This window comes from Mycobacterium sp. DL592, assembly GCF_011694515.1.
In the GTDB taxonomy this organism is placed as follows: domain Bacteria; phylum Actinomycetota; class Actinomycetes; order Mycobacteriales; family Mycobacteriaceae; genus Mycobacterium.
Genome location: NZ_CP050192.1, coordinates 1,045,898 through 1,069,584, shown reverse-complemented (window position 1 = coordinate 1,069,584; position 23,687 = coordinate 1,045,898). Strand labels below are relative to the sequence as shown.

The following is a 23,687-nucleotide window of genomic DNA, read 5'->3' as shown; positions in this document are numbered from 1 at the left end:
GCAACTATGCTGCCTCCGTTCACCCCTATGAGAGGAACCCGCCATGCCACGACTGCTCACGACCACGCTTATCGCACCCATTGCCGTGGCCGCGCTGAGCCTGTCCCTATCCGGCTGTGGCGGTTCGCAGTCCTCGTCGACCTCGTCGGCGTCGTCGGCGTCGTCCACGACATCTGTCAGTGCAACGACGTCCGCGAGTGCGGCGGCCACTGCCCAGGCCGGCACGCTCGCGGCGGCCTGTTCCCAGATCGACGCCGTGATGGGTAACAACCCGGACGCCGATCCGGCCGGCACCGCCAAGAAGCTCGAAGACATCAAGGCCGAGGTGACCACACCCGACGCCGACATCATCGAGGCGCTGGTGGTCGCCTACACGGCGATCGCCCAGAACCCGGCCGGTTCCGCCGATGACGTGTACAACTCCTCGAAGGCGCTTGGTGCCGCGTGCGAGAGCGCAACGACCGCGCCGAAACCCAACTGACGTCTCTACCTGAGCAGGTCGACGAGGGTGCCGAACTTTGGCGTCCACGCCATCACGGTGTTGCGCCGCCAGCCCATGGTGTGGAACGGCTCGTTGTGGGCAATCGCTTCGGCTTCCTCGCGTGATGCGACCCGCAGGACGCCGATGCCGGGCGGTACCGGCGCCTGGCCGTTGATGGTCGGCTCGCCCAGGCACGGGCCGATGAGCAAGACCTTCCCCTGCTCGACCAGTTGGTGCACATACGCGTAGTGGATTTCCAATGGTGTCGGTTCGCCGGGCGGTGTCTCGGCGGCGGCATTCGATGCCAGCGGAAGCGGGGTCATGATGAGCACGTACAGCTCGGTGATACCCGATTGGTTGCCTGAGTCATTCATGGCGCGACACTCCTTCGTTCCATCCTCGGAATCCCCTCGGCGGGGTCGTTGATGCCCCAGCTCCAGATCACCTCGGGCGTGATGCGAAATCTCTGTCCGGCGGTGTCTTCTTCGATGCGGGCCTTACCGCGAATCTTGATGCCTCGGGGAGTCCAGGGCTCCGTGGCGGCGAGGTCGTCGATCACCACCGCAGCATGGGGATTGACCTTGATGTTGTGGTAGCGAACGGTTTTGGTGATATCGAAGCCGGCCGTGACGATCTCGTCGCCGTCCACCGAAAATGCCACTGCGACCACATCAGGCATGGCCGACGCGGAGGCTGATGCAAACCGCATCAAAGGCTGGCCCCTGAGATAGGCCAATTCCTGTTCGGTGAATGTCGCCACGAAACCTCCATTGCTCGGAGTACAAAGGAACAGGTACGCACTTCAAGTAACCGCTGCTGATGCTTCCCTGGACGCATGTCCACCGCAAGAACGCACTTCAAAGTGCGTGATCGACTCGGAGGTAACCCATGACGACGCGCACCGTGACGGTCATCGACAACTGCGCCACCACCTACACCCCCGATGGCCTCCGGGTGGCCGCAGGCGAAGGTTCTGATTGCCGCATCGTGCGAGACATACTCAGCCAGCTCGGCGACAAGTGGACCCTCATGGTCATCCTGTGCCTCAGTTCGGGGTCGCTACGCTTCAACGCCGTCCAACGCGCCGTCGTCGGCATCTCGCATCGGATGCTCACCGTCACCCTGCGCAAACTCGAACGGGACGGACTGGTCCGCCGTACGGTGCACCCGGAAGCCGCACCCCACACAGAGTACGAATTGACCCCGCTGGGAGTCAGCTTCACCGAACCCGTTATGGCAGTGGCGAACTGGGCGGTCGCCGCGCAACCCCACATCGAACAGAACAGGCAACGGTTCCACCGCACGTGATTGCCGACCCCGCCCTCTTCAGACTATGGCAGACCCCGGGGCTTGCGGCAAGGCCCGGGGTCTGTCGCAGACTCGTCGTGTCAGAACATCCGACAGGACGGAGAATGCCGTGTCCACGGGACCGAAACCCTTTGTGCCACATGAGTCCGGCGCATACCTGCACGGAACCAAAGCCGACCTCGCGGTGGGCGATCTGCTCATTGCGGGGCGACGGATGAACCACGACCAGGGGCGCCTGGCCAACCACGTGTACGTCACGCAGACGTTGGATGCCGCCACCTGGGGTGCGGAGCTGGCCGTGGGCGAAGGGCGCGGGCGGATCTACATCGTGGAGCCGACCGGTGCCCTCGAGGACGACCCGAACGTCACCGACAAGCGGTTCCCGGGCAATCCCACGCGTTCCTACCGCACCCGGGAGCCGGTACGGGTCGTCGGTGAGATCACCGACTGGATCGGCCATCCCCCGGAAGAGCTGGCGCGCAGGCGCGCGGCGCTGGCCGACCTCGCGCGGCGCGGATTGGATGTCGTCTACGACTGAGCGCGAGTGTGGGCCTGATATCCCGCACAGTCGTCACTGCACTCAGACGACCTTCTTCACCACGCTCGACTTCAACTGTATGCGCCCGAAGCCCGGCACATTTGCGTCGATGTCGTGATCGCCGACGCCATCGGAGATGAGCCGGATTCCACGGACCTTCGTGCCGGCTTTGATGACCCCACCACCGCCGCCCTTGACCTTCACGGTCGTCGCGACGATCACAGTGTCTCCGTCAGCGAGGACGTTGCCCACCGAGTCCTTGATCGCGGCACCGGCGTGCGCCGAATCGACATCGGACACCTCATCAGCCGACCACTCGTGCGCACACATCGGGCACACCAGGAGTGCCCCCTGCTCGTAGGTGAACTCACTGGCACACGCCGGACACGGCGGCAGAACGTCAGACATTGAACCGGAACTCGACCACGTCGCCGTCGGCCATGACGTAGTCCTTGCCTTCCATCCGCACCTTGCCCGCAGCCTTGGCCGCGGCCATCGAGCCGGCGTCGACGAGATCGGTGAACGACACGATCTCGGCCTTGATGAAGCCCTTCTCGAAGTCGGTGTGGATCACCCCGGCCGCCTTCGGTGCGGTGTCACCACGGTGAATCGTCCACGCGCGCGCCTCTTTGGGCCCGGCCGTCAGATAGGTCTGCAGGTTCAGGGTGTGAAAACCGGCCCGCGCCAACGCATCGAGGCCGCGCTCGGTCTGCCCGATCGACTCCAGCAGCTCGGCCGCGGACTCGTCGTCGAGCTCCTGGAGCTCGGCCTCGATCTTGGCATCCAGGAACACCGCGTCGGCCGGAGCCACCAGCGCGCGCAGCTCGGCGATCCGGGCCTCGTCGGTGAGCACCGCCTCGTCGGCGTTGAACACATACAGGAACGGCTTGATCGTCATCAGGTTCAGCTCGCGCAGCAGCGACCAGTCCTTGCCGCTGGCGAACAACGTCGTCCCGCCGTTGAGCAGCTCCTGGGCTGCCACCGCCGCCTCGTGCACCGCCTTGCGGTCCTTGTTGTTGCGGGCTTCCTTCTCCAGCCGCGGCACCGCCTTCTCCAGCGTCTGCAGGTCGGCCAGGATCAGCTCGGTCTCGATGACCTCGATATCGGACTTCGGGTCCACCTTGCCGTCGACGTGCACCACGTCGTCGTCTGCGAACACCCGCACCACCTGACAGATGGCGTCGCACTCACGGATGTTGGCCAGGAACTTGTTCCCCAGCCCCGCACCTTCGGAGGCCCCCTTCACGATTCCGGCGATGTCGACGAACGTCACCGGCGCCGGCAGGATCCGCTCGGAGCCGAAGATCTCGGCGAGCTTGTCCAGCCTCGGGTCCGGCAGCGGGACGACGCCCTCGTTCGGCTCGATCGTGGCAAACGGGTAGTTCGCCGCCAGCACGTTGTTGCGGGTCAACGCATTGAAGAGGGTCGATTTACCGACGTTGGGCAGACCGACGATTCCCAGGCTGAGGCTCACAGAGAGCACAGTCTACGAGAGGTACGACGCAACCCGGCGCCGCCGACGGCCCACATTCACCTCAAACCGGTACGGTCTACGTGTGTCAGCACAGCGGACCCGGTCGTCAGTGGCGGCCGAAAATCGCTCCGCCCACCCGAATCTGCCCGGTGTGCCGTGGTGGGCAGCTGTTCTTATTGCTGTGACCGCCACCACAATTGGGTTCGCGATCGACGCCGGTTCCGGCAACAAGGAACTCAGCGGCATGTTCGCGGCCCTGTACGCGCTGGGCTGTGTGGCCGCGGTGCTCGCGGTGCGGCAGTCCGGCATCTTCACCGCCGTCATCCAGCCGCCGCTGCTGCTGTTCGTCGCGGTGCCCGGCGCCTACTTCCTGTTCCACGGCGCCTCCTTCACCAGCCTGAAGGACACCCTGATCAACTGCGGCTATCCGCTGATCGAACGGTTCCCGCTGATGCTGTTCACCTCGGCCGGTGTGCTGCTGATCGGGATGGCCCGCTGGTACTTCGGGATGGCAGGCAAATCGGCCGTTGCCGCCGCCCCCGCCGGCGACGTCGCCGCGACGCCCAGCAGGTTCGCGGGCCTGGCGACCAAGGTCAGCTCCTTGTTCGGGGCCTCGGCGCCGGAGGCCACCGAGGACAAGCCCGCGCGCAAGCACAGCATCGACCGGCCGGCAGCCGCCGAGCGGCGGCCTCGATCGGGCCGGACCACCCAACGGCCCGCCCCGACCCGCTCACGACATGCCCGTCCCCCGCTGGAGGACATCACCGAGGTGCCGCAGGAGCGGCCTCGCCGCCAGAGCACCCGGCGGCGTCCCGCCGACCTCGACCCCGCGGCCGAGGCGCCACGGCGCCGGCCCCGTCCGCCGCGCGACGTCGACCCGCACATGCCGCCGCCGCGCCGCAGGGAACCCCGTGAACCCCGTGAGCCCCGGGAACCTCGTGAGCGCCGCGACCCGTACAGCGCCCCGCCGCGCCGCGAGGGCCGCCATGAGCCCTACCCGCCGTATGAGCCGTACCGCCCCTACGAGCCGTACCCGCCGTATGAGCCGCCGCGGCGGCGTCCGGCACCGGGGGTTCCCACCGGGGACAGCTCGCACCATCCGGTCTCTCGGGTGCGCTACCGGGATACCGGCGACGACCGCTAGCCGGTCAGGACCGGGCCGGGCGGATCTCCCGCGGCAGCGCGAACACCAGCGTCTCGTTGGCGGTCGTCACTGATTGCACTGTGCCGTAACCGAATTCGGCCAGCCGCTCCAGCACGCCGCGCACCAGCACCTCGGGTACCGACGCACCGGACGTGACGCCCACGGTGGTGACGCCCTCGAGCCAGGCCGGGTCGATGTCCTCGGCGTAGTCCACCAGATATGACGCCGAGGCCCCGGCGCCCAGGGCGACCTCGACCAGCCGCACCGAGTTCGACGAGTTCCGCGAGCCGACAACGATCACCAGATCACACTCGGGGGCCATCGCCTTGACCGCACCCTGGCGGTTCTGGGTGGCGTAGCAGATGTCGTCGCTGGGCGGGTCCTGCAGCGTGGGGAACTTCTCCCGCAGCCGAGACACCGTCTCCATCGTCTCGTCGACGCTCAGCGTGGTCTGGGACAGCCAGATCACCTTGTTCGGGTCGCGCACAGTGACGTTGTCGACCGCGTCCGGGTTGTCGACGACCTGCACGTGGTCGGGCGCCTCCCCGGCGGTGCCGACGACCTCTTCGTGGCCTTCGTGGCCGATGAGCAGGATGTCGTAGTCGTCACGGGCGAAGCGTTTGGCCTCGTTGTGCACCTTGGTGACCAGCGGGCAGGTGGCATCGATGACCTGCAGATTGCGAGCGGCGGCGGTTTCGTGGACTGTCGGGGCGACGCCGTGGGCGGAGAACACCACGATCGACCCCTCGGGCACCTCGTCGTTGTCGTCGACGAAGATGGCGCCGGCCTTGGCCAGCGTCTCCACCACGTGCTTGTTGTGGACGATCTCGTGGCGCACGTAGACCGGTGCGCCGTGCTTCTCCAGGGCCCGCTCCACGGTTTCCACCGCGCGGTCCACGCCGGCGCAGTAACCGCGCGGCTCGGCCAGCAGCACCCGCTTAGCTCCGCCGTTTCCCGAGTCGCTTCGCTCCTGCCCTCCGAACGCGCGGCCTCCAGCCGTGCTCGAAGCACCAGGAATCCCCATGTTGACTGTTGGCGGCATGGTTTCAGGGTACGTTCCCGCGCGCCGCACGGGCCAGCCGTAGGCTGTCGCACATGGCAACAGCACCGTACGGGGTCCGTCTGCTGGTAGGGGCGGCCGTGACCGCCATCGAGGAGACCCGCAAGCTGCCCCAGACCATCCTGATGTACCCGATGACGATGGTGAGCACCGTCGCGCAGCTGGTGATGAAGGTGCAGCAAGACGTGGCTGACCTGGTAATCAAGGGTGACTCTGCACTCGAGAGCATCTTCCCGCCCAAGGATGAGCAGCCCGAGTGGGCGACGTTCGACGAGGATCTCCCGGCCGACGACGACGGGGCGCCGGTGGACGGCGAACGCCTCACCGAGGGCCGATTCGCGCTGTACTCGGTGGCCGACGGGGTCGAGGCCAAGAGTCAGGAATCGGTCACCAAAACCACCGCCAAGAAGAAAGCCGCCGAGGCCCCGGCGATCGCCACGGAGCTCGACTACGAATCGCTGACGCTGGCCCAGCTGCGCGCGCGGCTGCAGTCGCTGTCGGTGGCCGACCTCGAGGCGCTGCTGGCCTACGAGGAAGCCTCCAAGTCCCGTGCGCCGTTCCAGACGCTGCTGGCCAACAGGATCACCCGCGCGACAGCCAAGTGACCAGCGATCAGGGCAGCTCAGCGGAGAACCCGTTTCCGGTTCGCGCTGTCGCCACCCGGGTCGCGGCCTGGATCGACAAGCTCGGCACCGTGTGGGTCGAGGGCCAACTGACCCAGATCAACGTGCGCAGCTCGACGGCCTACATGGTGCTGCGCGATCCGGCGGCCAACATGTCGCTCGATGTCACCTGCCCGCGCGATCTGGTGGCCAGTGCGCCGGTGAAGCTCACCGAAGGCACCCAGGTCGTCGTGCTCGGCAGACCCAGCTTCTACACCGTTCGCGGCTCGTTCTCATTGCGGGTCAGCGCAATTCGCGCGGTCGGCGTCGGCGAGCTGCTGGCGCGGATCGAGCGGCTGCGGCGCCTGCTGGAGGCCGAGGGGTTGTTCGACCCGCGGCTCAAGCGCCCGCTGCCGTTCCTGCCGTCGACCATCGGGCTGATCACCGGGCGCGCCAGCGCCGCCGAACACGACGTCACCACCGTGGCCGCCGCGCGCTGGCCGGCGGTGCGCTTCGAGATCCGCAACACCGCGGTGCAGGGCACCAATGCGGTGGCCCAGATCGTGGAAGCGCTGCGGGAACTCGATGCGCACCCCGACGTCGACGTCATCGTGATCGCCCGCGGTGGCGGCGGCGTCGAAGAGCTGCTGCCGTTCTCCGACGAAACCCTGTGCCGGGCCATCGCCGCCTGCACCACCCCGGTGGTCAGCGCGATCGGCCACGAGCCAGACAACCCACTGTGCGACCTGGTCGCCGACCTGCGCGCGGCCACCCCGACCGATGCCGCCAAGCGGGTGGTGCCCGACGCGGTGGCGGAATCTGCCCTGGTCCGCGAGCTGCGGCAGCGCAGCGCACAGGCGCTGCGCAGCTGGGTGGGCCGCGAACAGCGCACGGTGGCGCAGCTGCGCAGCCGGCCGGTGCTGGCCGACCCGCTGCGCGGGCTGACCCAGCGTGGCGAGGAGATCGACCGGGCCCGCGCGGCGGTGCGCCGTGACATCAACCGCCTGGTGGCCGCCGAGTCCGACCGGGTCGGCCACCTGAGCGCGCGGCTGGCGACGCTGGGGCCGGCGGCGACGCTGGCGCGTGGCTACGCCCTCGTGCAGGACGCATCGGGTGCCATCCTGCGCACGACGGCCGACGCGCCGGCCGGAACACGGCTGCGTATCCGGGTTTCCGACGGCGCGGTGGGCGCCACCAGTACCGGCCCGACGGATGGAGCCGCATGAGTTCTGAAACGAAGCCCATTAGTGCGCTCGGCTACGAGGAGTGCCGCGATGAGCTCATCGAGGTGGTCAGGACGCTCGAGCAGGGCGGGCTGGATCTCGATGCGTCGCTGAAGCTGTGGGAACGCGGTGAACAGCTGGCACGACGCTGTGAAGAGCACTTAGCCGGGGCACGTCAGCGCATCGAGGATGCGCTGGGGTCAAAAGAGGTCACCGACGGCTGATCGCGGGCTGCCCTGACCTGGGGCGCTGGCTAACTAGAACGTGTTTCAGTTATGCTCCCCGGCATGGGTGATGCCACGCTGACAACCGAGCTGGGCCGCGTTCTGGTGACCGGCGGTGCCGGATTCGTCGGAGCCAACCTGGTCCGCGAGCTACTTGACCGGGGCCATCACGTCCGGGCATTCGACCGGGCGCCGTCCGCGCTGGAGCCGCACGAGCGGCTCGAGATTCTCCAAGGCGACATCTGCGACACCGAGACCGTCGCGGCGGCGGTTGCCGGAGTGGACACGATCTTTCACACCGCGGCGATCATCGACCTGATGGGCGGCGGCTCGGTCACCGAGGAGTACCGCAAGCGCAGTTTCGACGTCAACGTGGGCGGCACCAAGAACCTCGTGCACGCCGCGCAGGCCGCGGGCGTCCAGCGCTTCGTCTACACCGCCTCCAACAGTGTGGTGATGGGCGGCCAGCGCATCGCCAACGGTGACGAAAACCTGCCCTACACAACGCGGTTCAACGACCTCTACACCGAGACCAAGGTGACGGCAGAGAAGTTCGTGCTCGGCGCCAACGGGGTCGACGGGCTACTGACCTGTTCGATCCGGCCCAGCGGCATCTGGGGCCGCGGTGATCAGACCATGTTCCGGATGCTGTTCCAGCGGGTGCTGGCCGGCCACGTCAAGGTGCTGGTCGGCGGCAAGGACGTCAAGCTCGACAACTCCTACATCCACAACCTGGTGCACGGCTTCATCCTGGCCGCAGAGCATTTGGTGCCCGGCGGCAGCGCGCCCGGGCAGGCGTACTTCGTCAATGACGGCGAGCCGATCAACATGTTCGAGTTCTCCCGCCCGGTCGTGGAAGCCTGCGGCGAGCGCTACCCGACCTTCCGGATCTCCGGACGTTTCGTGCACGCGGTCATGACCGGATGGCAGTGGCTGCACTTCAAGTTCGGCCTGCCCCAGCCTCCGCTGGAACCCCTTGCGGTGGAACGGATTTACCTCGACAATTACTTCAGCATCGAGAAGGCCCGCCGCGATCTGGGCTACCGACCGCTGTACACCACCGAGCAGGCGCTGCAGCATTGCCTGCCGTACTACACCGAGCTGTTCGACCAGATGAAGAACGCCGGCAAGCTGCCCGTCAACGCCTAGTCTTCAGCCCACGGCAGCAGAACGGCTTTGCCGGTGCTCTGCCGTGTCTCGATGAGGCGATGATGTGATCTGGTGCACCTACTGACCAAACGACCAAAATGGTCAGTACAGTCAATGTAGGCGGCGGCTATCAGGCCGCAACGAACCAGAGAGGTGGTCGCGGTGTCGCGCGGGGACGAATTGCAGAGAGCAGCGTGGCGACTCGTGCTGAAAACCGGCGCCGACAACGCACAGCCACTGGTGGACCTGTACCGACCGTACGTCGAGGGCCTGGACACCCTGCCGGCCGACGGTCGTGTCCTGCTGGTCGGCAACCACACCGCGATGTCCGCCTTCGAGATCGTGTTCATCCCCTACTTCGTGCGCAAGGCAGTCGGCACGCGGGTTCGCCCGCTCGCCGACCGCCAGTTCGGCAAGATCGGCGGCCCTCAGCGGCACATGATGGACGCCTTCGGCGGCGTCGTCGGCTCACCCGAGACGGCCTCGGCGCTGATGGAAGCCAACGAACCGATCCTGGTCTTCCCCGGCGGCGGCCGGGAGATCTCCAAGTTCAAGGGCGAGGAATACAAGCTGCGGTGGGAGAACCGGGCCGGGTTCGCCCGCGTCGCGATCAAACACGGGTACCCGATCGTGACCACCGCCCTCGTCGGCGGCGACGACGTCTACACCGCCCTCATCGAACGAGACAGCTTGTGGGGCAAGGCCAGTGGCTGGCTCGGCAAAAGACTCAGCGGCCGCGACGACATGGCGATGCCCCTCGTCCGCGGCATCGGGCCGACGCTGGTCCCCCGCCCGCAGCGGCTGTACCTGCGATTCAGTGCCCCGATCGACACCGTCGCGCCGGCCGGTGTCAGCGCCGACGACTGGACCCAGCAGGTCAAAGAGCGCGTCCAGTCGCAGCTGGAAGCCGATCTGCGCGACCTGCAGGACATTCGCCGCCGCGACCCCTACCGCAACCTCAACCCGGCAGCCTGGCGCTCAGCGGTCATGCCCGAGATCGCCGCGAGGGCGTGACCATGACCGCGAACAGGACGCTGGCGTCTGACGACGAGGTGCTCGCGCTCACCGAACCCGGCCGGTTCTTCGGTGAGATGCTCGATGTCGGGCGCCCCGAGGCCACCGTCCTGGTCGTCCGGGTCGCCGACGACTGCGCCATCATCGCACTCGAAATATCCCCGGCGGCAGTGGAATTCGCCTGCCGCCGAGCCCGCCGCGGGGCCACCCACTCCGTCACTCTCGCGATCGCCGAGATCAGCCAGTTCCTCGGATACGGCAGCCAGTGGGCCGCGACCCTGGGCACCCAGTTGCCGGCCTCCAGCCAGGGCATCGCCCGGTTCGCCGTCGAGTTCGAACCGGAACCGGTACGCACCGACGCGCTCTCCCCCGCACCCGGCGCACTGCCGGACCTGATCGGCCGGCGCTGGCAGATCGACGACGTCCGGCCCGCCCGCATCCGCAGGCAGCTGTGGTCCGGGGACGTCGAATTCGAGGCGCCAATCCTGGCCTGGTTGCTCAGCGTGCACCTGCGCTCCACTCCGTAGGAGCCGTGCGGGTACGGTCCACTAGAACACGTTCCAGGTGAGGGGAGTTCGATGTCCGACGCTGTGCTGGTCACCGGTGCTTTCGGGCTGGTCGGAAGCGCCACGGTCAAGCACCTGGCCGCCGCCGCCCGCCACGTGGTAGCCACCGACCTCGACACCCCGGCCAACCGCAAGGCGGCCGCGGCCCTGCCCACCGGCGTCACCGTGCGCTGGGCCGACCTGACCGACCCGAAAGCGGTCGGCACGCTGATGAGCAGTGTGGCACCGGCGTCGGTGATCCACCTCGCCGCGGTGATCCCGCCGGTCTGCTACAGCAACCCCGCGCTGGCCCGCAGGGTCAACGTCGAGGCGACCGGCACTCTGGTCAACGCCGCTGCCGCCGAGCCCAAACCGCCGCGATTCGTGCAGGCGTCGTCAATCGCCGTCTACGGCCCGCGCAACCCGCACCACATCAGCGAAGTGCTTACCGCCGACACCCCGGTCCGGCCGTTCGACATCTACGGCGGCCACAAGGTGGAGGCCGAGCAACTGGTGCGCGGCTCGGCGCTGGACTGGGTGATCCTGCGTCTGGGTGGCGTCATGACCACCGAGTTCGACCTCGGGATGAGCCCGGACATGTTGTATTTCGAAGGGCTGCTGCCCATCGACGGACGGCTGCAGACCGTCGACGTCCGCGACGTCGCGCACGCCTTCGCCGCAGCCACCACCGCCGACGCCACCGGGCAGACCCTGCTCATCGGTGGTGACGACACCCACCGCCTGGTTCAAGGCGAGGTGTCGGCGGCCATCACCGCGGCGATGGGCCTGGTGGGGGCAACCGCCAAGGGCCGCAAGGGAAATCCGGACGACGACGACGGCTGGTTCGCCACCGACTGGATGGACTCCAGCAGATCCCAGGAGCTGCTCGGCTTCCAGCACCACTCGTGGCCGGACATCCTCAAGGAGACCGCCGACAAGACCGGCTGGAAGCGGCCGCTGTTCCGGCTGGCCGCGCCACTGGCCCACGAGTACCTCAAACGCCAGTCGCCGTATCACCGAAAGCCCGGCGTCTACGCCGATCCGTGGGGGACCGTGAAAAACAAGTGGGGTCGATTCGAGGCGGACAAAGCATGAGTGCACAACGGGTAGCGGTCATCATCGGCGGAGCGTCCGGGATCGGCTGGGCGACGGCCAACAAGCTCGCCGGCGAGGGCGCCCACGTGACGATCGCCGACCGCAACACCGAGCTGGCGGCGCAGCGGGCCGCCGAACTCGGCGAGCCGCACACCTGGGCGGCGGTGGAGGTCACCGACGAGGCCTCGGTGGCGACCCTGTTCGACGACGTGGTGGCACGTGAAGGCGGACTGCACGTGGTGGTCAACTGCGCCGGGTTCAGCGGATTCGGAGTCATCACCGAACTGGACGCCGCCGACTTCCGGTCGGTCATCGACGTCTGTCTCAACGGCGCCTTCCTGGTAATCAAGCACGCCGGCAAACACCTCGGCGACGGCGGCACACTGGTGTCGCTGACCTCGCTGAACGCCCGCCAGCCGGCGATCGGGATGAGCGCCTACTGCTCGGCGAAGGCCGGGTTGTCCATGCTCACCCAGGTGGCCGCGCTCGAACTCGGGCCGCGCGGTATCCGGGTCAACGCCGTCGCCCCCGGTTTCGTGCACACCCCGCTTACCGAGGGTGCCGCCGCGGTCCCCGGCGTGGTCGAGGAGTACGTCGAGAACACCGCACTGGGGCGGCCCGGCACACCAGAGGACATCGCCGAGGCAGTGGCGTTCCTGTGCTCGCCGCAGTCGGCGTGGATGACCGGTGAGATCCTCGACCTCAACGGCGGGGCGCACCTGAAGCGGTACCCGGACATCAACGCGCACTTGCAGCGCCTGATGAACTCCTAGCCCGTCGGCGGCTAGTGTTCACTTCGGTGAACACAGAATTCACGCTCACGCAGAAGCGCGCGCTGGCGGTCGTCACCGTGGTGGCGCTGCTCTTCGGCGCCTACTTTCTGCGGCACTACTTCATCCTTATGGTGATCGCGGCGATCGTCGCCTACCTGTTCACCCCGCTGTACAACCGCTGCCGGCAACGCTTCAGCACCGGACTGTCGGCCACGATGACGGTGCTGGCGGCCCTGGCCACTGTCATCGTTCCGGTCGGTGCGCTGATAACGCTTGCGGTGCTGCAGGTTTCGCACATGGTGGTGCACGTCGCCGAATGGGTCGAGACGGCCGACCTGTCCACCCTGGGCGCCCGAGCACTCGACGCCGTCAACAACCTGCTGGGCAAGCTGCCGTTCGGCCACTTCACCGTCAGCGCAGAGTCGCTCCGCGACACCATGATCAAGGTCTCGCAGAACCTCGGGCAGTGGCTGCTGCATTCCCTCAGCGGTGCAGCCGGTGGGGTGATCGGCGTGATCACCTCGGCGATCATCTTTCTGTACGTGCTGATCTCGCTGCTGACCAACCAACGTGAGCTCATCACCCTGATCCGCAGGCTCAACCCGCTCGGCGAAGAAGCCACCGACCTGTACCTGGCCAAGATGGGCGCGATGGTCAAGGGAACGGTCAAGGGACAGTTCATCATCGCCTCGGTTCAGGGTGTGCTCGGTGCGGCCTCGATCTACATCGCCGGCTTCCACAACGGGTTCTTCATCTTCGCGATCTTCCTGACCGCGTTGTCGGTCATCCCACTGGGCAGCGGCATCGTCACCATCCCGTTCGGCATCGGAATGATGTTGTTCGGCAATATCGTCGGCGGCCTGTTCGTGGTGTTGTTCCACATCCTGGCCATCACCAACATCGACAACTTCCTGCGCCCGATCCTGGTACCGCGGGAGGCCCGCCTGGACCCGGCATTGATGCTGCTGGCGGTGTTCTCCGGTATAGCGATGTTCGGGTTCTGGGGCATCGTGCTCGGCCCGGTACTGATGATCATCATCGTCACGACGATCTCGGTGTATCTGGCGGTCTTCAAGGGCGTGGAGATGACGACGAACGAGCCGCCGGAGAAGCGCCGCAAGCTGTTTCGGCGGGCGAAAAACCGACCGATTTCCGGGACTTAGGTCCTTGACTTTCTTTCCTGTTTTCTGGACAGACAGCCCCGACGGGAGGATCGTACGAATCGTCATGAGTTCAGGCGCGGGGGCGTCTGACACGGAGATCGGGGGGATCCATGACGACTCATTCGCGACCATTCGCGTTGTCAGCGGCCTGTCTGGCCACCGCGGTCACCCTGACGATGGCTACACCCACGGTCGCCGATACTCACCACAGCATCGCACTCGCGACACCGACGGTGACGAGTAGCTATGAGCTGCTTGCCGATTCGCAGGCGTCCCGCGAAGTCGGCTACGGCGACTGGGCCGGACTGTTCGCCGGGTTCGGCGAAATCCTGGGCGGGCTGGGACAAATGGGGAACAACTATCTGGACGCCAATCAGGCGAGCGTACTGGCCTTCACCGCCAAGCTTCCGACGCTCATGCTCGGGCCGGTGGCGATCGGCGGCGGCCGGCTCGCCAACGCCTACTACTTCGGCTACAACGGGTCACCTACCGGCAATGCCGGTGTCGGGGCCTACATCATCAGCCAGCTGACGACCAATCTGTCCCTGACAAACTTGGTCAAGAACTTCGTGCTGGGCCTGACGGGCATCATCCCGAAGTTCTACCTCGGACCGGTGCAGGTGGGCGGGGGCCTCCTGGCGGATGCCTGGTTCAACGGCTACGGCGGTGCCACCGGGCCCGGCGGTGTTTTCAACTACATCACCAGCGCGTTCAACCCGGCGGCGTCCGCGGTGAAGCCGGCGGCCGCTGCCGAGGCGTCGCTCGCGGTGGCCGCGCCGGAGGCGGCCAAACCGACCGGCCATTCGGCACGCGAAGCCCTCACCATCCCGGTGCCGCACGCAGCCCGTGCAGCGGCAGCCGCCGCGCCCTCAGCGCACAAGGCCGCAGCCGCGGCGACGGCGCACGCCGCCATCACGCACGGCGGTTCCAAGCGGCCCGCCGCCTAGAGCGGCAAAAGGATGCCCTTGACGCTCGGGTCGGTGGCCAGGAACTGCTGAACCGCCGGGTCCTTGAACGTCTCGACCAGCTTCTTGATGTTGTCGGTGTCGGCCCACTTGCTGCCGATGGTGAGCTGCCCGGCGAACTCGTCGGGCGCGGGCGGGGCGAAGATCTGCTTGTCGAGCGGGATCTTGGCCGCCAGGTAGTACTCGGTGTAGCCGACGGCGGCGTCCAGATCGGGCAGCGAGCGGGACTGCGCCGCGAAGTCGAGCAGCGTGAACTTCAGGTTCTTCGGGTTGCCGACGATGTCCTTGCGGGTGGCGGTCCACTTGTCGACCGTGGGGTTCAGCGTGATCAGGCCCGCGCGTTCCAGCAGCCACAGCCCCTGGGCCTCGTTGGCGGGATCGGAGTACAGCGACACGTTGGCGCCGTCAGGCAGCTGCGAGACGTCGGTGTACTTGTCCGACCAGATTCCGAAGCCCCACCGGAACACCGGGGTGGCGGCCTCTTCCCGGAAGTCCGGGTTGGCCTCGAGCACCTGGCCGAGCCACAGCTTGTGCTGATAGATGGTGCCGGCGACTTCGCCGTCACTGACCGCACGGTTGATGGTGTTGCTGTCGGACAGGCCGCGGAAGGCCACCTTGATGCCGTGCTTCGGGGCGACCTCACGGCTGATGTACTCGATGAGCGCCTGCTCGGCGGCGTTGCCCTCATTGGTTGCCACCACCAGGGTGGCACCGGGAATCTCGTTGGCGGACTTTGTGTCTCCGAAGAAGAGCAACCTGCCCGCGACGACGGCGACGACGACAACGACCAGTCCGGCGGCGATCCACACCCATTGGCGTCGCTTCTTGATCTCGAACCCGTGGCTGTCGGGAGTTTCGACGTCGACTCCGGTGGCGGTCATGCGGTGACTGTTCCTTTCGAGCGGATACGCGCGTGTGGGGTGGTGAAGCGGACGAGGACGTCACCGATGAACTGAACGGCTGCGACTGTGGCGACGAGAATGATGATGGTGGCGAGCATGACACCCTGGTCGAAGCGCTGATAGCCGTACGTCACTGCGACGTAACCGATTCCACCCGCGCCGATGGTTCCCGCGATCGCGGAGTATTCGATCATCGCGATGATGTTGATCGTGAGGCCACCGAGGATGGCGGGGATCGCCTCGTTGAGCTGGGCGGTGCGGATGATCTGCAGGCGCGAGGCTCCCGATGCCCGGGCGACCTTCACCACCGACGGCGGAACTGACCGCAGCGCGTTCTCGACGATGCGGGTGAAGAACGCGATGCCGGCCAGCGACATCGGGACCACCGCGGCCGCGATGCCGATGTTGGTTCCGGTGATGAAGCGGGTGAACGGCATAATCGCGGCCATCAGGATCAGGAAGGGCAGTGACCGGCCGATGCTGATGATCCAGCTCAAAATCGTATGCAGCAACGGATTTTCGAAGAGTCCGCCGGGAGCCAGGTTGTGGATCAGCGCCCCAAGAGGTACCCCGACGGCAACCACGATGGTCATGACGATGCCGACCATGATCAGGGTGTCGAGCAGAGCGGGGATCAGCAGGCCGGGCAGTTCGTTGACGGGGACTTTGGCGTTGGCGAGCAGGGTGTCGGTCACGCCGCGCCCCGAAGCGACTGCTCACCGGTGGCAAGGCCGTAGCGGGCCAGCACGTCAGCGGCGCGGCCGGACAGGTCGGCCGGAATGCCGAGGGTGGCTGATCCGACGGTGACGCCGTGTACCTGTTGCACGAAGGCGCCGAGTACCGAGATCGGCGCGCCGAGTTCTGCGGAGGCACGCGCGATCCAGTCGGCAGGTACGTCGAATGCGTAGACGACTCGCCAAACCTCTTGGCCGGCATCGGCGTTGCGGGCCTGACCCTGTGGCCGCAGCGCGGCGCCGAGTTCTGATTGCGGATCGGTGAGAAGGTCCACCAGGCGCCCGGATTCGACGATGGTGCCGTGATCGAGGCGGGCGACGGAGTCGGCGATCTCGACGACCGTGTCCATTTCGTGGGTGATGAACACGATGGACAGGTCGAGGTCGTCGCGCAGTTCACGCAGCAGTTGGACCACCGAGGCGGTGGTGATGGGGTCCAGGCCCGCGGTGGCCTCGTCGGACAGCAGCACCGAGGGGCGCAGCGCCAGTGCCCGGGCGATGCCCACACGCTGTTTCTGGCCGCCGGACAGTTGGAAGGGGTAGTGGTTGGCGCGCGACGACAATCCCACCCGGTCGAGCAGTTCGGCGACCCGCTTACGTGACTCTTCTGCCGTGACACCGAGGTATTCCAATGGGAGCGCGACGTTTTCGGCCGCGGTGCGCCGTTCCAACAGGCCGGCCGACTGGAAGATGGTGCCGATGCGGCGGCGCGCGACGCGCAGCTTGCTCGCCGACAGCGTGGTCAGGTCCTCACCGTTGACGACCACCGAACCCGAGGTCGGTGCGGTGAGCAGGTTGATACATTCAGCCAGCGTGCTTTTGCCCGCCCCACTGGGCCCGACGATGGCGAGGATCTCCCCAGCTGCCACGCGAAAACTGATGCGGTCCAATACGACGGCGCGCTGGCTGCCATGACCGTAGACCTTGGTCAGCTCGGTAAGTTCGATCATAGGGTGGCAACAGTGCCGTATAGCAGCTACTACCCGTCACCCTTAGGCTCAGTATGAGTCGATTGTGCGACAAAGACTTTCGCCGGCGTCATTAAAAGGGCGGTGGATCACCGTCATGAGCCGACGTTTGTGAGTCGTAGATCACAGCGTTGCGATTGCGCTCGGTGGCGATGACGTGTGCCCGGTTCTGGAGGCGGGTGCGGCTGCGGCGGGGCATCATCACGGTACGTTCGCCGCCGGGTTCGCGCGGGGTTGGGTGGCCCCGATGGTGCCGCGGCGGGGTCGGCGCGCACAGGGTCGGAAACAACAGGGCGCTGCCGGGTGTGGTGATGTAGGTGGCGCCGCCGGCCAGCCGCCAGATCACCGTGCCGTCCGGGAGCTGTTCATCGCGCCAGCCCCAGAACGTTTTGAGCAGATGGTGCACTCGGCACAGACATTTCAGATTGCCAGCGTGCGTCGGGCCTAACGGATATGGGATCGTATGGTCCAGATCGCAATCGATCGCGGGGCGATCACAGCCCGGTGCCCGACACGTCAGATCGCGGGCCCGCACAAAATCAGCCAGCCCCTGCGAGGGCCGGTACCCGGCTTCGGCGGCGCTGGCGGTGAAGTCGGCCAGCGGCCGCTGCCGCGCCTGGGCCGCCAACTCGGCCACCAACTCCGCCGAGATCACCGCGTTGGTGCCCATCAGATACCCCGGTACCTCTGACTGGCCCGCCACCGTCGCCTCCTGCGCGACGACATGGATGACGACACCGTGGTTGGCCGGCCGCTCCCCGGCCGGGCAGTCGGCACTGCCGCACCGGCAGGCCAGCCGATCCATGCCCACCGCCAGCGCCCCCAACGCATCGGCGCGACGTTGCTCGACGGTGCGCGGATCGTTCTCGCACACCGTGCCCGCCAATGCCGCCAGTCGCTTGTCCAACGCGGCGGCATCGGTGGCGACCAGCAACCCGTCCACCTCCGCGGTGCCATTGCCCTTGTCCCACACCGACACATGGCGTTCCTCGGCGCGCTCGCGCCCCCGGCGCAGCGCATCACGGTCATGGCGTGCCACCACCCGGTCGATCTCCGCGTTCATCCGGCCCCGCGTCATCGACGGCCAGCGCCCCACCCGGGCCGCCAGCGCCGCATCTACCGCCGCCATGGCCGCCTCATCGGTGATCAATTCGGTGCGGAACACGATCGCCGCGAACACGCCCCAATCGATATCGCCGGCCTCGAAGACCGCCGCCACCGCCGGCAACCGCAGCATCGCCAGCCCGTAATTCATCAGACTGCCCGCCTTGGCAAGGCTCACCCGCAGCGCTGCCGCGATCTCCGCCCCTACCGCCGCCCAGGTGTCCACGGCCCAGTCCGCACGCTCACCCCGCTGATCGCGGCGCATCTCGAAGAGCTCACAGACCGCCCGCAGCCGCGCCGCCGCGGCCCTGTTCTCCGCCCGCGACGCCCCCAACACCCGCGCAATCAACCCCTCAGAAGCCGCCGACACCGGCGGCTTCCAGTACTCGTGATACGCACTATCGAACATACGTTCGACTATACCCGCGGCCACGACAAGTTTCGGTCGCGAGACCCCGGGCGCGATAACGCGCACCAACGCACCAGACGTTGCTAGGTTCGCACTGCCGGTGACGCGCCAGTTCGAGGGAGTAGCCGATGGACAGGGCCGTTCGAACGGCAGAGGACCGGCTGAACCGGTGGGCGCGCGTCGCTGCTGCCGCCGTTCTGGTGGCCGCACTGCTCGACCTGTCGGGCTGGGTCAGCCACATCGACGAACTCAAGTCCTTCACCCCGGCGTGGCTGGCCGGGCTGGCGGCGGCGGTACTCCTGCAGACCGGGCGGCCCTCGCGACAACGGGTGTGGTTCGGCAGGGCACTGGCCGTGGCGATCGGTGCCAGCGCCGCCGTCGTGCTGGTCGAGCACCTGGCCGGTCACCCCTTCGGCCCGACCCCGCGAACCGCGGCGTCAATGCTGTACCTGTCGGTTGCCGTCGTCGTCATGCGCCTGGACCGCCGCCGGACCGGATTGCCCTGGGGGACATTCCTTCTGGCCGCGATGGCCGCACCGGTCGCCACCGTGATGGGCCATCTGTTCCGGCTGATCTCGGCGGTCCGCATGACGGAGTCCACCGGCCAGGGCATCACGACGGCAATCGGCGTGCTGCTGCTCGTTGCCGCCACCGTGCTGGCCCGCCCGGACCGCAACCCGAGCGCCTGGCTGCTGGCCCGGCGCGACCGGTGGGCGCTGCTGCGGCTGATCGGCGTGCTGGCCGGGCTTCCCCTGGTGGTGAGCCTGGCCCGGCTGCCCTTCCTGGAGCTGGGGTTGGGCTCCGAAGCGGCGTGGATCCTGGCGACGACGATCTCCACCACCATCGTGGGTGTGGTCGCGTTCTACTTCAGCCAGCGCGAGCAGCACCTTCTGATCGAGCGCGCCAACGCCGAACGGCGCTACCACATCCTGGCCGACAACGCCGTCGACGTCGTCTTCCACCTGCACGGCGGACAGGTCACCTGGGTGTCACCGTCGGTACAAGCCGCCTTCGGCGACCCGCCCGCGCAGTGGACCGGCTCGGACCTGACCGACCGCATCGATCCGGAGGACCTGCCCGCCGTGACCACGGCTGTCGGTGAAATGCGCACGGACGCAATCGGTTCGGCACGGTTCCGGGTCCGCACCGCCGGCGGCGGCTACCACTGGGTCGACGGCAACGCCAAACCCTATCTCGACGAAGACGGCAACACCGACGGTATGATCGCGGCGTTGCGGATCGTCGACGATAAGGTCGAGGCCGAACGGCGACTCGACCGGCTGGCCCGATTCGACATCCTGACCGGGTTGCCCAACCGGGCCGAGGTGATCGGCCGACTGGAGTCCACACTCGACCAACCCCGTTCCCCCGGTTCGCAATTGGGGATCCTGTTCTGCGACGTCGACCACTTCAAGACCATCAACGACACCCTGGGCCATGCCGCAGGCGATGTGGTGCTGTCCACCCTCGCGGCGCGGATCAGTGAGAGCGTCCGCATCGGGGACACTGTGGGCCGGATGGGCGGCGACGAGATAGTGGTCCTGCTACCCGGGGTGCACAGCCTCGACGAGACCGCCCAGATCGCCGAGAACATCCGTTGCCGCGCAGCAGAACCCATCGAGATCAACGGTGAGACCGTCAGTGCGACGCTCAGCATCGGGGCGACGGTGTCGGCCCCCGGCGAGTCGGCCAGCGCGGTGACGGCCCGCGCCGACGCCGCGATGTATCAGGCCAAACAAGCCCGCCGCAACAGCGTGGTCCGGATCTGACGACCAGGCCGCCCGGGCCCAGGCATGCTTGATTCATGACGACCTGGCTCGATGTCCACACGGCAGTGCCCGAGTTCGCCCGCCGCGTGCAGGCCCTGTTCGACGCTCACACCCACAAGACGATCGCCACCCTGCGGGCGGACGGATCGCCGCGAATCTCCGGCATCGAAGCGACCTTCACCGATGGCGTGCTGACCTTCGGGTCGATGCCGAAGGCCCGCAAGGGCGCTGATCTGCGTCGCGATCCACGGTTCGCCCTGCACAGTGCCACGGTCGACCCGGTACCCGGCGCCGAGGCCGACTGGCCGGGCGAGGCCAAGATATCCGGGCTGGCCGTTCTCACCGAAGGACCCGATGGCGACCTCTTCCACACCGAGATCAACGAGGTCGTGCTGACTCACCTGAACGCGGCCGCGACGCTGCTGGTCGTCGAATGGTGGACTCCGGCGACGGGACTCACAGTGATCGAGCGCGAGTAAGCGCTGCGAATCAGGTCAGGCGTTCCTTGAGGAACTCGACAACCCGCTTGCGGGCCTCGTAGGCCTGCTGGCCCTCCTCCTCGCGGACCTCCAGTGTCAGCACCGAGTGCGCCATCCGCCCGAAGCCGCCGGCATTACCCGGCGACGAGTCGATCTCGATGACCTCGAACGCGTCGCCGAGGCGGGCTTTGAGCGTCTGGAACCGTTCCGCGGGCGCCATCGGATCACCGCTGAACCGCAAGCCCAGCGCGCACAGGCCGTCCTCGGCCGCGCGCTTCTCGATGACCTTGAGCTCGGCCTCGGACAGTCCGGGGTCGCGCTTCTGCTTGGCGGTCAACGGGATCGGCACCGACGGCTGGCTGAGCACCGGTGCCAGCACGCTGTCGTCGACGGCTGCGGCCAGGGCGAAACCACCCGAGAAGCACTGCCCGATGACGCCGACGCCCTTGCTGCCGGTCTTCTCCTTGAGGTCGCGCGCCAGCGCCCGCAGGTAATGCGAGACCGGGCGGTCCTTGTTCGTCGCGAACGCCGCGAATTCCTTAGTCACGCACCCGCGCACAAGCACCGGCACCATCCCCGGACGGATCCCCGGCGCACCCGGGGTCCCGTACAGGGACGGGATGGCCACCGTGAAACCGTTGTCCACCAGATAATTTCCGAGCGCGAGCACACCCGGGTGCGCGCCCGGCATCTCCGGGATGAGCACCACACCGGGCCCCTCGCCCTTGCGGTACACATCGTGGGTGAAACCGGCGGCACTGAACGGCTCGCAGGCCCATCCGGTCAGATCTGCTTCGGGTCCGGGCATTGCTGTCTCCCTTTATCGGCCGGGAACGATCGGCTGCTGCGACTGCGTCGCGAGGGCAAGCGTACGGAAGTCGTCGCTGCTTCCGGCGCCGGTTATCGCAAGCTGTGCCGGGCCCCGGGTGCTGTCCAGCCGCGCCGTCCACACCGGCTCGGTGCCTTCCCCGCCTTCGTAGACCACCCACTTCACCCCGTCGACGTCCTGGGCGCCGGTCGGCACCATCGACCGGTGGATCGACGAGACCAGAGCGACCTCGTCGGCATTGCTCTGGGTCAGGCTGACGAACATCTTCGACGGGGCGATATAGCCGACCTTCGAGGTGACCGCGCGCTGGCGCTGGCCGGTCTTGGGATCGGTGCGACCCGCGTCGATACCGGCGCGGGCGCCGGAGTTGGCCCGCCAGCCCTGCGGCAGGACAGGCAGCCGGATCGGAATGCCCAGCGTGTCGGCGTCGGCCTTCAGCGCGGCGGCGGCGTCATAAGGCGGTGCCATGCCGTCCTCGGGCCCGTTGGGACGAAACGAACACATGCCGACCAGGCCCGCCAGCACGATGCACGCCACCACGAGCGGGGCCAGCGACCAGAACATGTCGCGGCCGTCCTGCAGCAGGCGCGGCTTGGCCTCCTTCGGCGCCGGGGCGGCGACATGTGGGTCGGTCACGCCTGCCAGTATCCCAGGTCTGGACGGCTCGCCCGCTTCTGGGACAATCTCAGCCATGCCTGAAGCCCGCCGCCGCGAAGCACCCGATCGAAACCTCGCCATGGAGTTGGTGAGAGTCACCGAGGCGGGCGCCATGGCCGCCGGCCGGTGGGTCGGCCGCGGCGACAAGGAGGGCGGCGACGGCGCAGCGGTCGACGCCATGCGCGAACTCGTCAACTCGGTCTCCATGCGCGGCGTGGTGGTGATCGGCGAGGGCGAGAAGGACAACGCCCCGATGCTCTATAACGGCGAAGAGGTCGGCAACGGCGACGGGCCGGATTGCGACTTCGCCGTCGACCCGGTTGACGGCACCACCCTGATGAGCAAGGGCATGCCCAACGCCATCTCGGTGCTGGCAGTGGCCGAGCGCGGTGCGATGTTCGACCCGTCAGCGGTGTTCTACATGAACAAGATCGCCGCCGGGCCCGACGTCGCCGACTTCATCGACATCACCTCTCCGATCGCGGCCAACATTCAGCGCCTGGCCAAGGTCCGCAAGGCCTCGGTCTCCGACATCACCGTCTGCATCCTGGACCGGCCCCGGCACACCAAGCTGATGGCCGAGGTGCGTGAGGCCGGCGCCCGCATCCGGCTGATCTCCGACGGTGACGTCGCAGGCGCGATCTCGGCCTGCCGGCCCGAGTCCGGCACCGACATGCTCGCCGGCATCGGCGGCACCCCCGAAGGCATCATCACCGCCGCCGCGATCCGCTGCATGGGCGGCGAGATCCAGGCCATGCTGGCCCCCAAGGACGACGAGGAACGCCAGAAGGCGATCGACCGGGGCCACGACCTGGACCGGGTGCTGACCACCAGGGATCTGGTCGCCGGAGAGAACGTCTTCTTCTGCGCCACCGGCGTCACCGACGGTGACCTGCTCAAGGGTGTCCGCTACTTCGGTGGCGGCTGTACGACCCAGTCGATCGTGATGCGCTCCAAGTCCGGCACCGTCCGGATGATCGACGCCTACCACCGGCTTTCCAAGCTCAACGAATACTCCGCGGTGGACTTCACCGGGGACACGTCCGCGGCCCACCCGCTCCCCTAAGAAAGGCATTAC

Annotated in this window: 28 protein-coding genes; 17 read left to right on the top strand and 11 right to left on the bottom strand. The window is 67.3% G+C overall.

Annotated features, from left to right (window positions below):
• Positions 1 to 43 precede the first annotated feature (43 nt).
• Positions 44 to 481, top strand: coding sequence for a hypothetical protein (locus HBE64_RS05240; protein WP_167098626.1), 438 nt, complete (start codon positions 44 to 46; stop codon positions 479 to 481).
• A 5-nt stretch (positions 482 to 486) separates the two neighbouring features.
• Here the strand turns inward: HBE64_RS05240 and HBE64_RS05235 are convergent, their stop codons facing one another.
• Both HBE64_RS05235 and HBE64_RS05230 read right to left on the bottom strand, forming a co-directional pair.
• Positions 487 to 855, bottom strand: coding sequence for a YciI family protein (locus tag HBE64_RS05235; protein WP_167098623.1), 369 nt, complete (start codon positions 853 to 855; stop codon positions 487 to 489).
• Positions 852 to 1,241, bottom strand: a complete 390-nt coding sequence (locus HBE64_RS05230) for a PPOX class F420-dependent oxidoreductase (RefSeq protein WP_167098620.1) — start codon at positions 1,239 to 1,241, stop codon at positions 852 to 854. Before HBE64_RS05230 ends, HBE64_RS05235 begins: the two co-directional genes overlap by 4 nt.
• 128 nt (positions 1,242 to 1,369) lie before the next feature.
• Between HBE64_RS05230 and HBE64_RS05225 the strand changes: the two genes are divergently transcribed.
• Entirely contained in the window at positions 1,370 to 1,789 is a 420-nt protein-coding gene (locus HBE64_RS05225; RefSeq protein ID WP_167098617.1) for a helix-turn-helix domain-containing protein, read from the top strand.
• 109 nt (positions 1,790 to 1,898) lie between these two features.
• Positions 1,899 to 2,327, top strand: coding sequence for an NAD(+)--rifampin ADP-ribosyltransferase (arr, locus tag HBE64_RS05220; RefSeq protein WP_243841504.1), 429 nt, complete (start codon positions 1,899 to 1,901; stop codon positions 2,325 to 2,327).
• Positions 2,328 to 2,369: 42 nt separating this feature from the next.
• On the opposite strand, the gene HBE64_RS05215 is transcribed toward arr, so the two are convergent.
• Both HBE64_RS05215 and ychF read right to left on the bottom strand, forming a co-directional pair.
• Positions 2,370 to 2,735, bottom strand: a complete 366-nt coding sequence (locus HBE64_RS05215) for a zinc ribbon domain-containing protein YjdM (RefSeq protein WP_167098612.1) — start codon at positions 2,733 to 2,735, stop codon at positions 2,370 to 2,372.
• Positions 2,728 to 3,801: a redox-regulated ATPase YchF gene (ychF, locus tag HBE64_RS05210; protein WP_167098610.1), complete on the bottom strand. Its 1,074-nt coding sequence runs from the start codon at positions 3,799 to 3,801 to the stop codon at positions 2,728 to 2,730. Before ychF ends, HBE64_RS05215 begins: the two co-directional genes overlap by 8 nt.
• 181 nt (positions 3,802 to 3,982) lie before the next feature.
• Here ychF and HBE64_RS05205 point away from each other — a divergent pair, with 181 nt between their 5' ends.
• On the top strand, positions 3,983 to 4,945 hold the full coding sequence (locus HBE64_RS05205) for a DUF6542 domain-containing protein (protein ID WP_167098608.1): 963 nt from the start codon (positions 3,983 to 3,985) through the stop codon (positions 4,943 to 4,945).
• 4 nt (positions 4,946 to 4,949) lie between these two features.
• Here HBE64_RS05205 and HBE64_RS05200 read toward each other — a convergent pair whose 3' ends face one another.
• Complete coding sequence (locus HBE64_RS05200) at positions 4,950 to 5,987, bottom strand: 4-hydroxy-3-methylbut-2-enyl diphosphate reductase (RefSeq protein ID WP_167098605.1); 1,038 nt, start codon at positions 5,985 to 5,987, stop codon at positions 4,950 to 4,952.
• A 53-nt stretch (positions 5,988 to 6,040) separates the two neighbouring features.
• Here HBE64_RS05200 and HBE64_RS05195 point away from each other — a divergent pair, with 53 nt between their 5' ends.
• The 10 genes from HBE64_RS05195 to HBE64_RS05150 all read left to right on the top strand — a co-directional run bounded on the left by HBE64_RS05195 (position 6,041) and on the right by HBE64_RS05150 (position 14,740).
• Complete coding sequence (locus tag HBE64_RS05195; protein ID WP_167098602.1) at positions 6,041 to 6,610, top strand: lipid droplet-associated protein; 570 nt, start codon at positions 6,041 to 6,043, stop codon at positions 6,608 to 6,610.
• Positions 6,607 to 7,833, top strand: coding sequence for an exodeoxyribonuclease VII large subunit (gene xseA, locus HBE64_RS05190; RefSeq protein ID WP_167098600.1), 1,227 nt, complete (start codon positions 6,607 to 6,609; stop codon positions 7,831 to 7,833). Before HBE64_RS05195 ends, xseA begins: the two co-directional genes overlap by 4 nt.
• The gene (locus tag HBE64_RS05185; protein ID WP_167098597.1) at positions 7,830 to 8,054 is read left to right on the top strand and encodes an exodeoxyribonuclease VII small subunit; all 225 of its coding nucleotides are present in this window, start codon (positions 7,830 to 7,832) and stop codon (positions 8,052 to 8,054) included. The genes xseA and HBE64_RS05185 overlap by 4 nt, the downstream gene beginning before the upstream one ends.
• Before the next feature lie 51 nt (positions 8,055 to 8,105).
• The gene (locus HBE64_RS05180; RefSeq protein ID WP_167098594.1) at positions 8,106 to 9,203 is read left to right on the top strand and encodes an NAD-dependent epimerase/dehydratase family protein; all 1,098 of its coding nucleotides are present in this window, start codon (positions 8,106 to 8,108) and stop codon (positions 9,201 to 9,203) included.
• Between the two features lie 153 nt (positions 9,204 to 9,356).
• Positions 9,357 to 10,217 carry a lysophospholipid acyltransferase family protein gene (locus HBE64_RS05175; protein ID WP_167098591.1) on the top strand — a complete coding sequence of 287 codons (861 nt, stop codon included), beginning with the start codon at positions 9,357 to 9,359 and terminating at the stop codon, positions 10,215 to 10,217.
• Positions 10,218 to 10,219: 2 nt separating this feature from the next.
• Entirely contained in the window at positions 10,220 to 10,744 is a 525-nt protein-coding gene (locus tag HBE64_RS05170) for a hypothetical protein (protein ID WP_167098588.1), read from the top strand.
• Between the two features lie 51 nt (positions 10,745 to 10,795).
• Entirely contained in the window at positions 10,796 to 11,857 is a 1,062-nt protein-coding gene (locus HBE64_RS05165; protein WP_167098585.1) for an NAD(P)-dependent oxidoreductase, read from the top strand.
• A complete protein-coding gene (locus tag HBE64_RS05160) occupies positions 11,854 to 12,630 on the top strand; it encodes an SDR family NAD(P)-dependent oxidoreductase (protein ID WP_167098581.1) in 777 nt (258 codons plus the stop codon). Before HBE64_RS05165 ends, HBE64_RS05160 begins: the two co-directional genes overlap by 4 nt.
• A gap of 26 nt (positions 12,631 to 12,656) precedes the next feature.
• Positions 12,657 to 13,793, top strand: a complete 1,137-nt coding sequence (locus HBE64_RS05155) for an AI-2E family transporter (protein ID WP_167098578.1) — start codon at positions 12,657 to 12,659, stop codon at positions 13,791 to 13,793.
• A gap of 110 nt (positions 13,794 to 13,903) precedes the next feature.
• Complete coding sequence (locus HBE64_RS05150; RefSeq protein WP_167098575.1) at positions 13,904 to 14,740, top strand: hypothetical protein; 837 nt, start codon at positions 13,904 to 13,906, stop codon at positions 14,738 to 14,740.
• On the opposite strand, the gene HBE64_RS05145 is transcribed toward HBE64_RS05150, so the two are convergent.
• The 4 genes from HBE64_RS05145 to HBE64_RS05130 all read right to left on the bottom strand — a co-directional run bounded on the left by HBE64_RS05145 (position 14,737) and on the right by HBE64_RS05130 (position 18,875).
• On the bottom strand, positions 14,737 to 15,639 hold the full coding sequence (locus HBE64_RS05145; RefSeq protein WP_167098572.1) for a MetQ/NlpA family ABC transporter substrate-binding protein: 903 nt from the start codon (positions 15,637 to 15,639) through the stop codon (positions 14,737 to 14,739). The genes HBE64_RS05150 and HBE64_RS05145 overlap by 4 nt on opposite strands.
• Positions 15,636 to 16,355 carry a methionine ABC transporter permease gene (locus HBE64_RS05140; protein WP_167098569.1) on the bottom strand — a complete coding sequence of 240 codons (720 nt, stop codon included), beginning with the start codon at positions 16,353 to 16,355 and terminating at the stop codon, positions 15,636 to 15,638. The genes HBE64_RS05145 and HBE64_RS05140 overlap by 4 nt, the downstream gene beginning before the upstream one ends.
• Entirely contained in the window at positions 16,352 to 17,344 is a 993-nt protein-coding gene (locus HBE64_RS05135; protein WP_167098566.1) for a methionine ABC transporter ATP-binding protein, read from the bottom strand. The genes HBE64_RS05140 and HBE64_RS05135 overlap by 4 nt, the downstream gene beginning before the upstream one ends.
• A gap of 91 nt (positions 17,345 to 17,435) precedes the next feature.
• The gene (locus HBE64_RS05130; RefSeq protein WP_167098563.1) at positions 17,436 to 18,875 is read right to left on the bottom strand and encodes an HNH endonuclease signature motif containing protein; all 1,440 of its coding nucleotides are present in this window, start codon (positions 18,873 to 18,875) and stop codon (positions 17,436 to 17,438) included.
• A 128-nt stretch (positions 18,876 to 19,003) separates the two neighbouring features.
• Between HBE64_RS05130 and HBE64_RS05125 the strand changes: the two genes are divergently transcribed.
• Positions 19,004 to 20,644, top strand: a complete 1,641-nt coding sequence (locus HBE64_RS05125) for a diguanylate cyclase domain-containing protein (protein WP_167098560.1) — start codon at positions 19,004 to 19,006, stop codon at positions 20,642 to 20,644.
• A 35-nt stretch (positions 20,645 to 20,679) separates the two neighbouring features.
• Entirely contained in the window at positions 20,680 to 21,123 is a 444-nt protein-coding gene (locus HBE64_RS05120) for a pyridoxamine 5'-phosphate oxidase family protein (protein ID WP_167098557.1), read from the top strand.
• Between the two features lie 10 nt (positions 21,124 to 21,133).
• Here HBE64_RS05120 and HBE64_RS05115 read toward each other — a convergent pair whose 3' ends face one another.
• Together HBE64_RS05115 and HBE64_RS05110 are read right to left on the bottom strand one after the other, a co-directional pair.
• Positions 21,134 to 21,931 carry a dienelactone hydrolase family protein gene (locus tag HBE64_RS05115; RefSeq protein ID WP_167098554.1) on the bottom strand — a complete coding sequence of 266 codons (798 nt, stop codon included), beginning with the start codon at positions 21,929 to 21,931 and terminating at the stop codon, positions 21,134 to 21,136.
• Between the two features lie 12 nt (positions 21,932 to 21,943).
• A complete protein-coding gene (locus tag HBE64_RS05110) occupies positions 21,944 to 22,645 on the bottom strand; it encodes a DUF4245 domain-containing protein (protein WP_208300569.1) in 702 nt (233 codons plus the stop codon).
• Between HBE64_RS05110 and glpX the strand changes: the two genes are divergently transcribed.
• Complete coding sequence (glpX, locus tag HBE64_RS05105; RefSeq protein ID WP_208300568.1) at positions 22,644 to 23,675, top strand: class II fructose-bisphosphatase; 1,032 nt, start codon at positions 22,644 to 22,646, stop codon at positions 23,673 to 23,675. The genes HBE64_RS05110 and glpX overlap by 2 nt on opposite strands.
• The last annotated feature ends 12 nt before the right edge of the window (positions 23,676 to 23,687 follow it).

Excerpts from the sequence above, each read along its gene's own strand:
- HBE64_RS05115 (WP_167098554.1), bottom strand. The coding sequence starts at position 21,931 with ATGCCCGGACCCGAAGCAGATCTGACCGGATGGGCCTGCGAGCCGTTC.
- HBE64_RS05240 (WP_167098626.1), top strand. The coding sequence starts at position 44 with ATGCCACGACTGCTCACGACCACGCTTATCGCACCCATTGCCGTGGCC.
- HBE64_RS05135 (WP_167098566.1), bottom strand. The coding sequence starts at position 17,344 with ATGATCGAACTTACCGAGCTGACCAAGGTCTACGGTCATGGCAGCCAG.
- HBE64_RS05125 (WP_167098560.1), top strand. The coding sequence starts at position 19,004 with ATGGACAGGGCCGTTCGAACGGCAGAGGACCGGCTGAACCGGTGGGCG.
- HBE64_RS05120 (WP_167098557.1), top strand. The coding sequence starts at position 20,680 with ATGACGACCTGGCTCGATGTCCACACGGCAGTGCCCGAGTTCGCCCGC.
- HBE64_RS05110 (WP_208300569.1), bottom strand. The coding sequence starts at position 22,645 with ATGGCTGAGATTGTCCCAGAAGCGGGCGAGCCGTCCAGACCTGGGATA.
- HBE64_RS05165 (WP_167098585.1), top strand. The coding sequence starts at position 10,796 with ATGTCCGACGCTGTGCTGGTCACCGGTGCTTTCGGGCTGGTCGGAAGC.
- HBE64_RS05225 (WP_167098617.1), top strand. The coding sequence starts at position 1,370 with ATGACGACGCGCACCGTGACGGTCATCGACAACTGCGCCACCACCTAC.
- HBE64_RS05150 (WP_167098575.1), top strand. The coding sequence starts at position 13,904 with ATGACGACTCATTCGCGACCATTCGCGTTGTCAGCGGCCTGTCTGGCC.
- HBE64_RS05180 (WP_167098594.1), top strand. The coding sequence starts at position 8,106 with ATGCTCCCCGGCATGGGTGATGCCACGCTGACAACCGAGCTGGGCCGC.
- HBE64_RS05200 (WP_167098605.1), bottom strand. The coding sequence starts at position 5,987 with ATGCCGCCAACAGTCAACATGGGGATTCCTGGTGCTTCGAGCACGGCT.
- HBE64_RS05145 (WP_167098572.1), bottom strand. The coding sequence starts at position 15,639 with ATGACCGCCACCGGAGTCGACGTCGAAACTCCCGACAGCCACGGGTTC.
- HBE64_RS05195 (WP_167098602.1), top strand. The coding sequence starts at position 6,041 with ATGGCAACAGCACCGTACGGGGTCCGTCTGCTGGTAGGGGCGGCCGTG.
- HBE64_RS05235 (WP_167098623.1), bottom strand. The coding sequence starts at position 855 with ATGAATGACTCAGGCAACCAATCGGGTATCACCGAGCTGTACGTGCTC.
- HBE64_RS05170 (WP_167098588.1), top strand. The coding sequence starts at position 10,220 with ATGACCGCGAACAGGACGCTGGCGTCTGACGACGAGGTGCTCGCGCTC.
- HBE64_RS05185 (WP_167098597.1), top strand. The coding sequence starts at position 7,830 with ATGAGTTCTGAAACGAAGCCCATTAGTGCGCTCGGCTACGAGGAGTGC.
- glpX (WP_208300568.1), top strand. The coding sequence starts at position 22,644 with ATGCCTGAAGCCCGCCGCCGCGAAGCACCCGATCGAAACCTCGCCATG.
- HBE64_RS05130 (WP_167098563.1), bottom strand. The coding sequence starts at position 18,875 with ATGTTCGATAGTGCGTATCACGAGTACTGGAAGCCGCCGGTGTCGGCG.
- HBE64_RS05215 (WP_167098612.1), bottom strand. The coding sequence starts at position 2,735 with ATGTCTGACGTTCTGCCGCCGTGTCCGGCGTGTGCCAGTGAGTTCACC.
- HBE64_RS05160 (WP_167098581.1), top strand. The coding sequence starts at position 11,854 with ATGAGTGCACAACGGGTAGCGGTCATCATCGGCGGAGCGTCCGGGATC.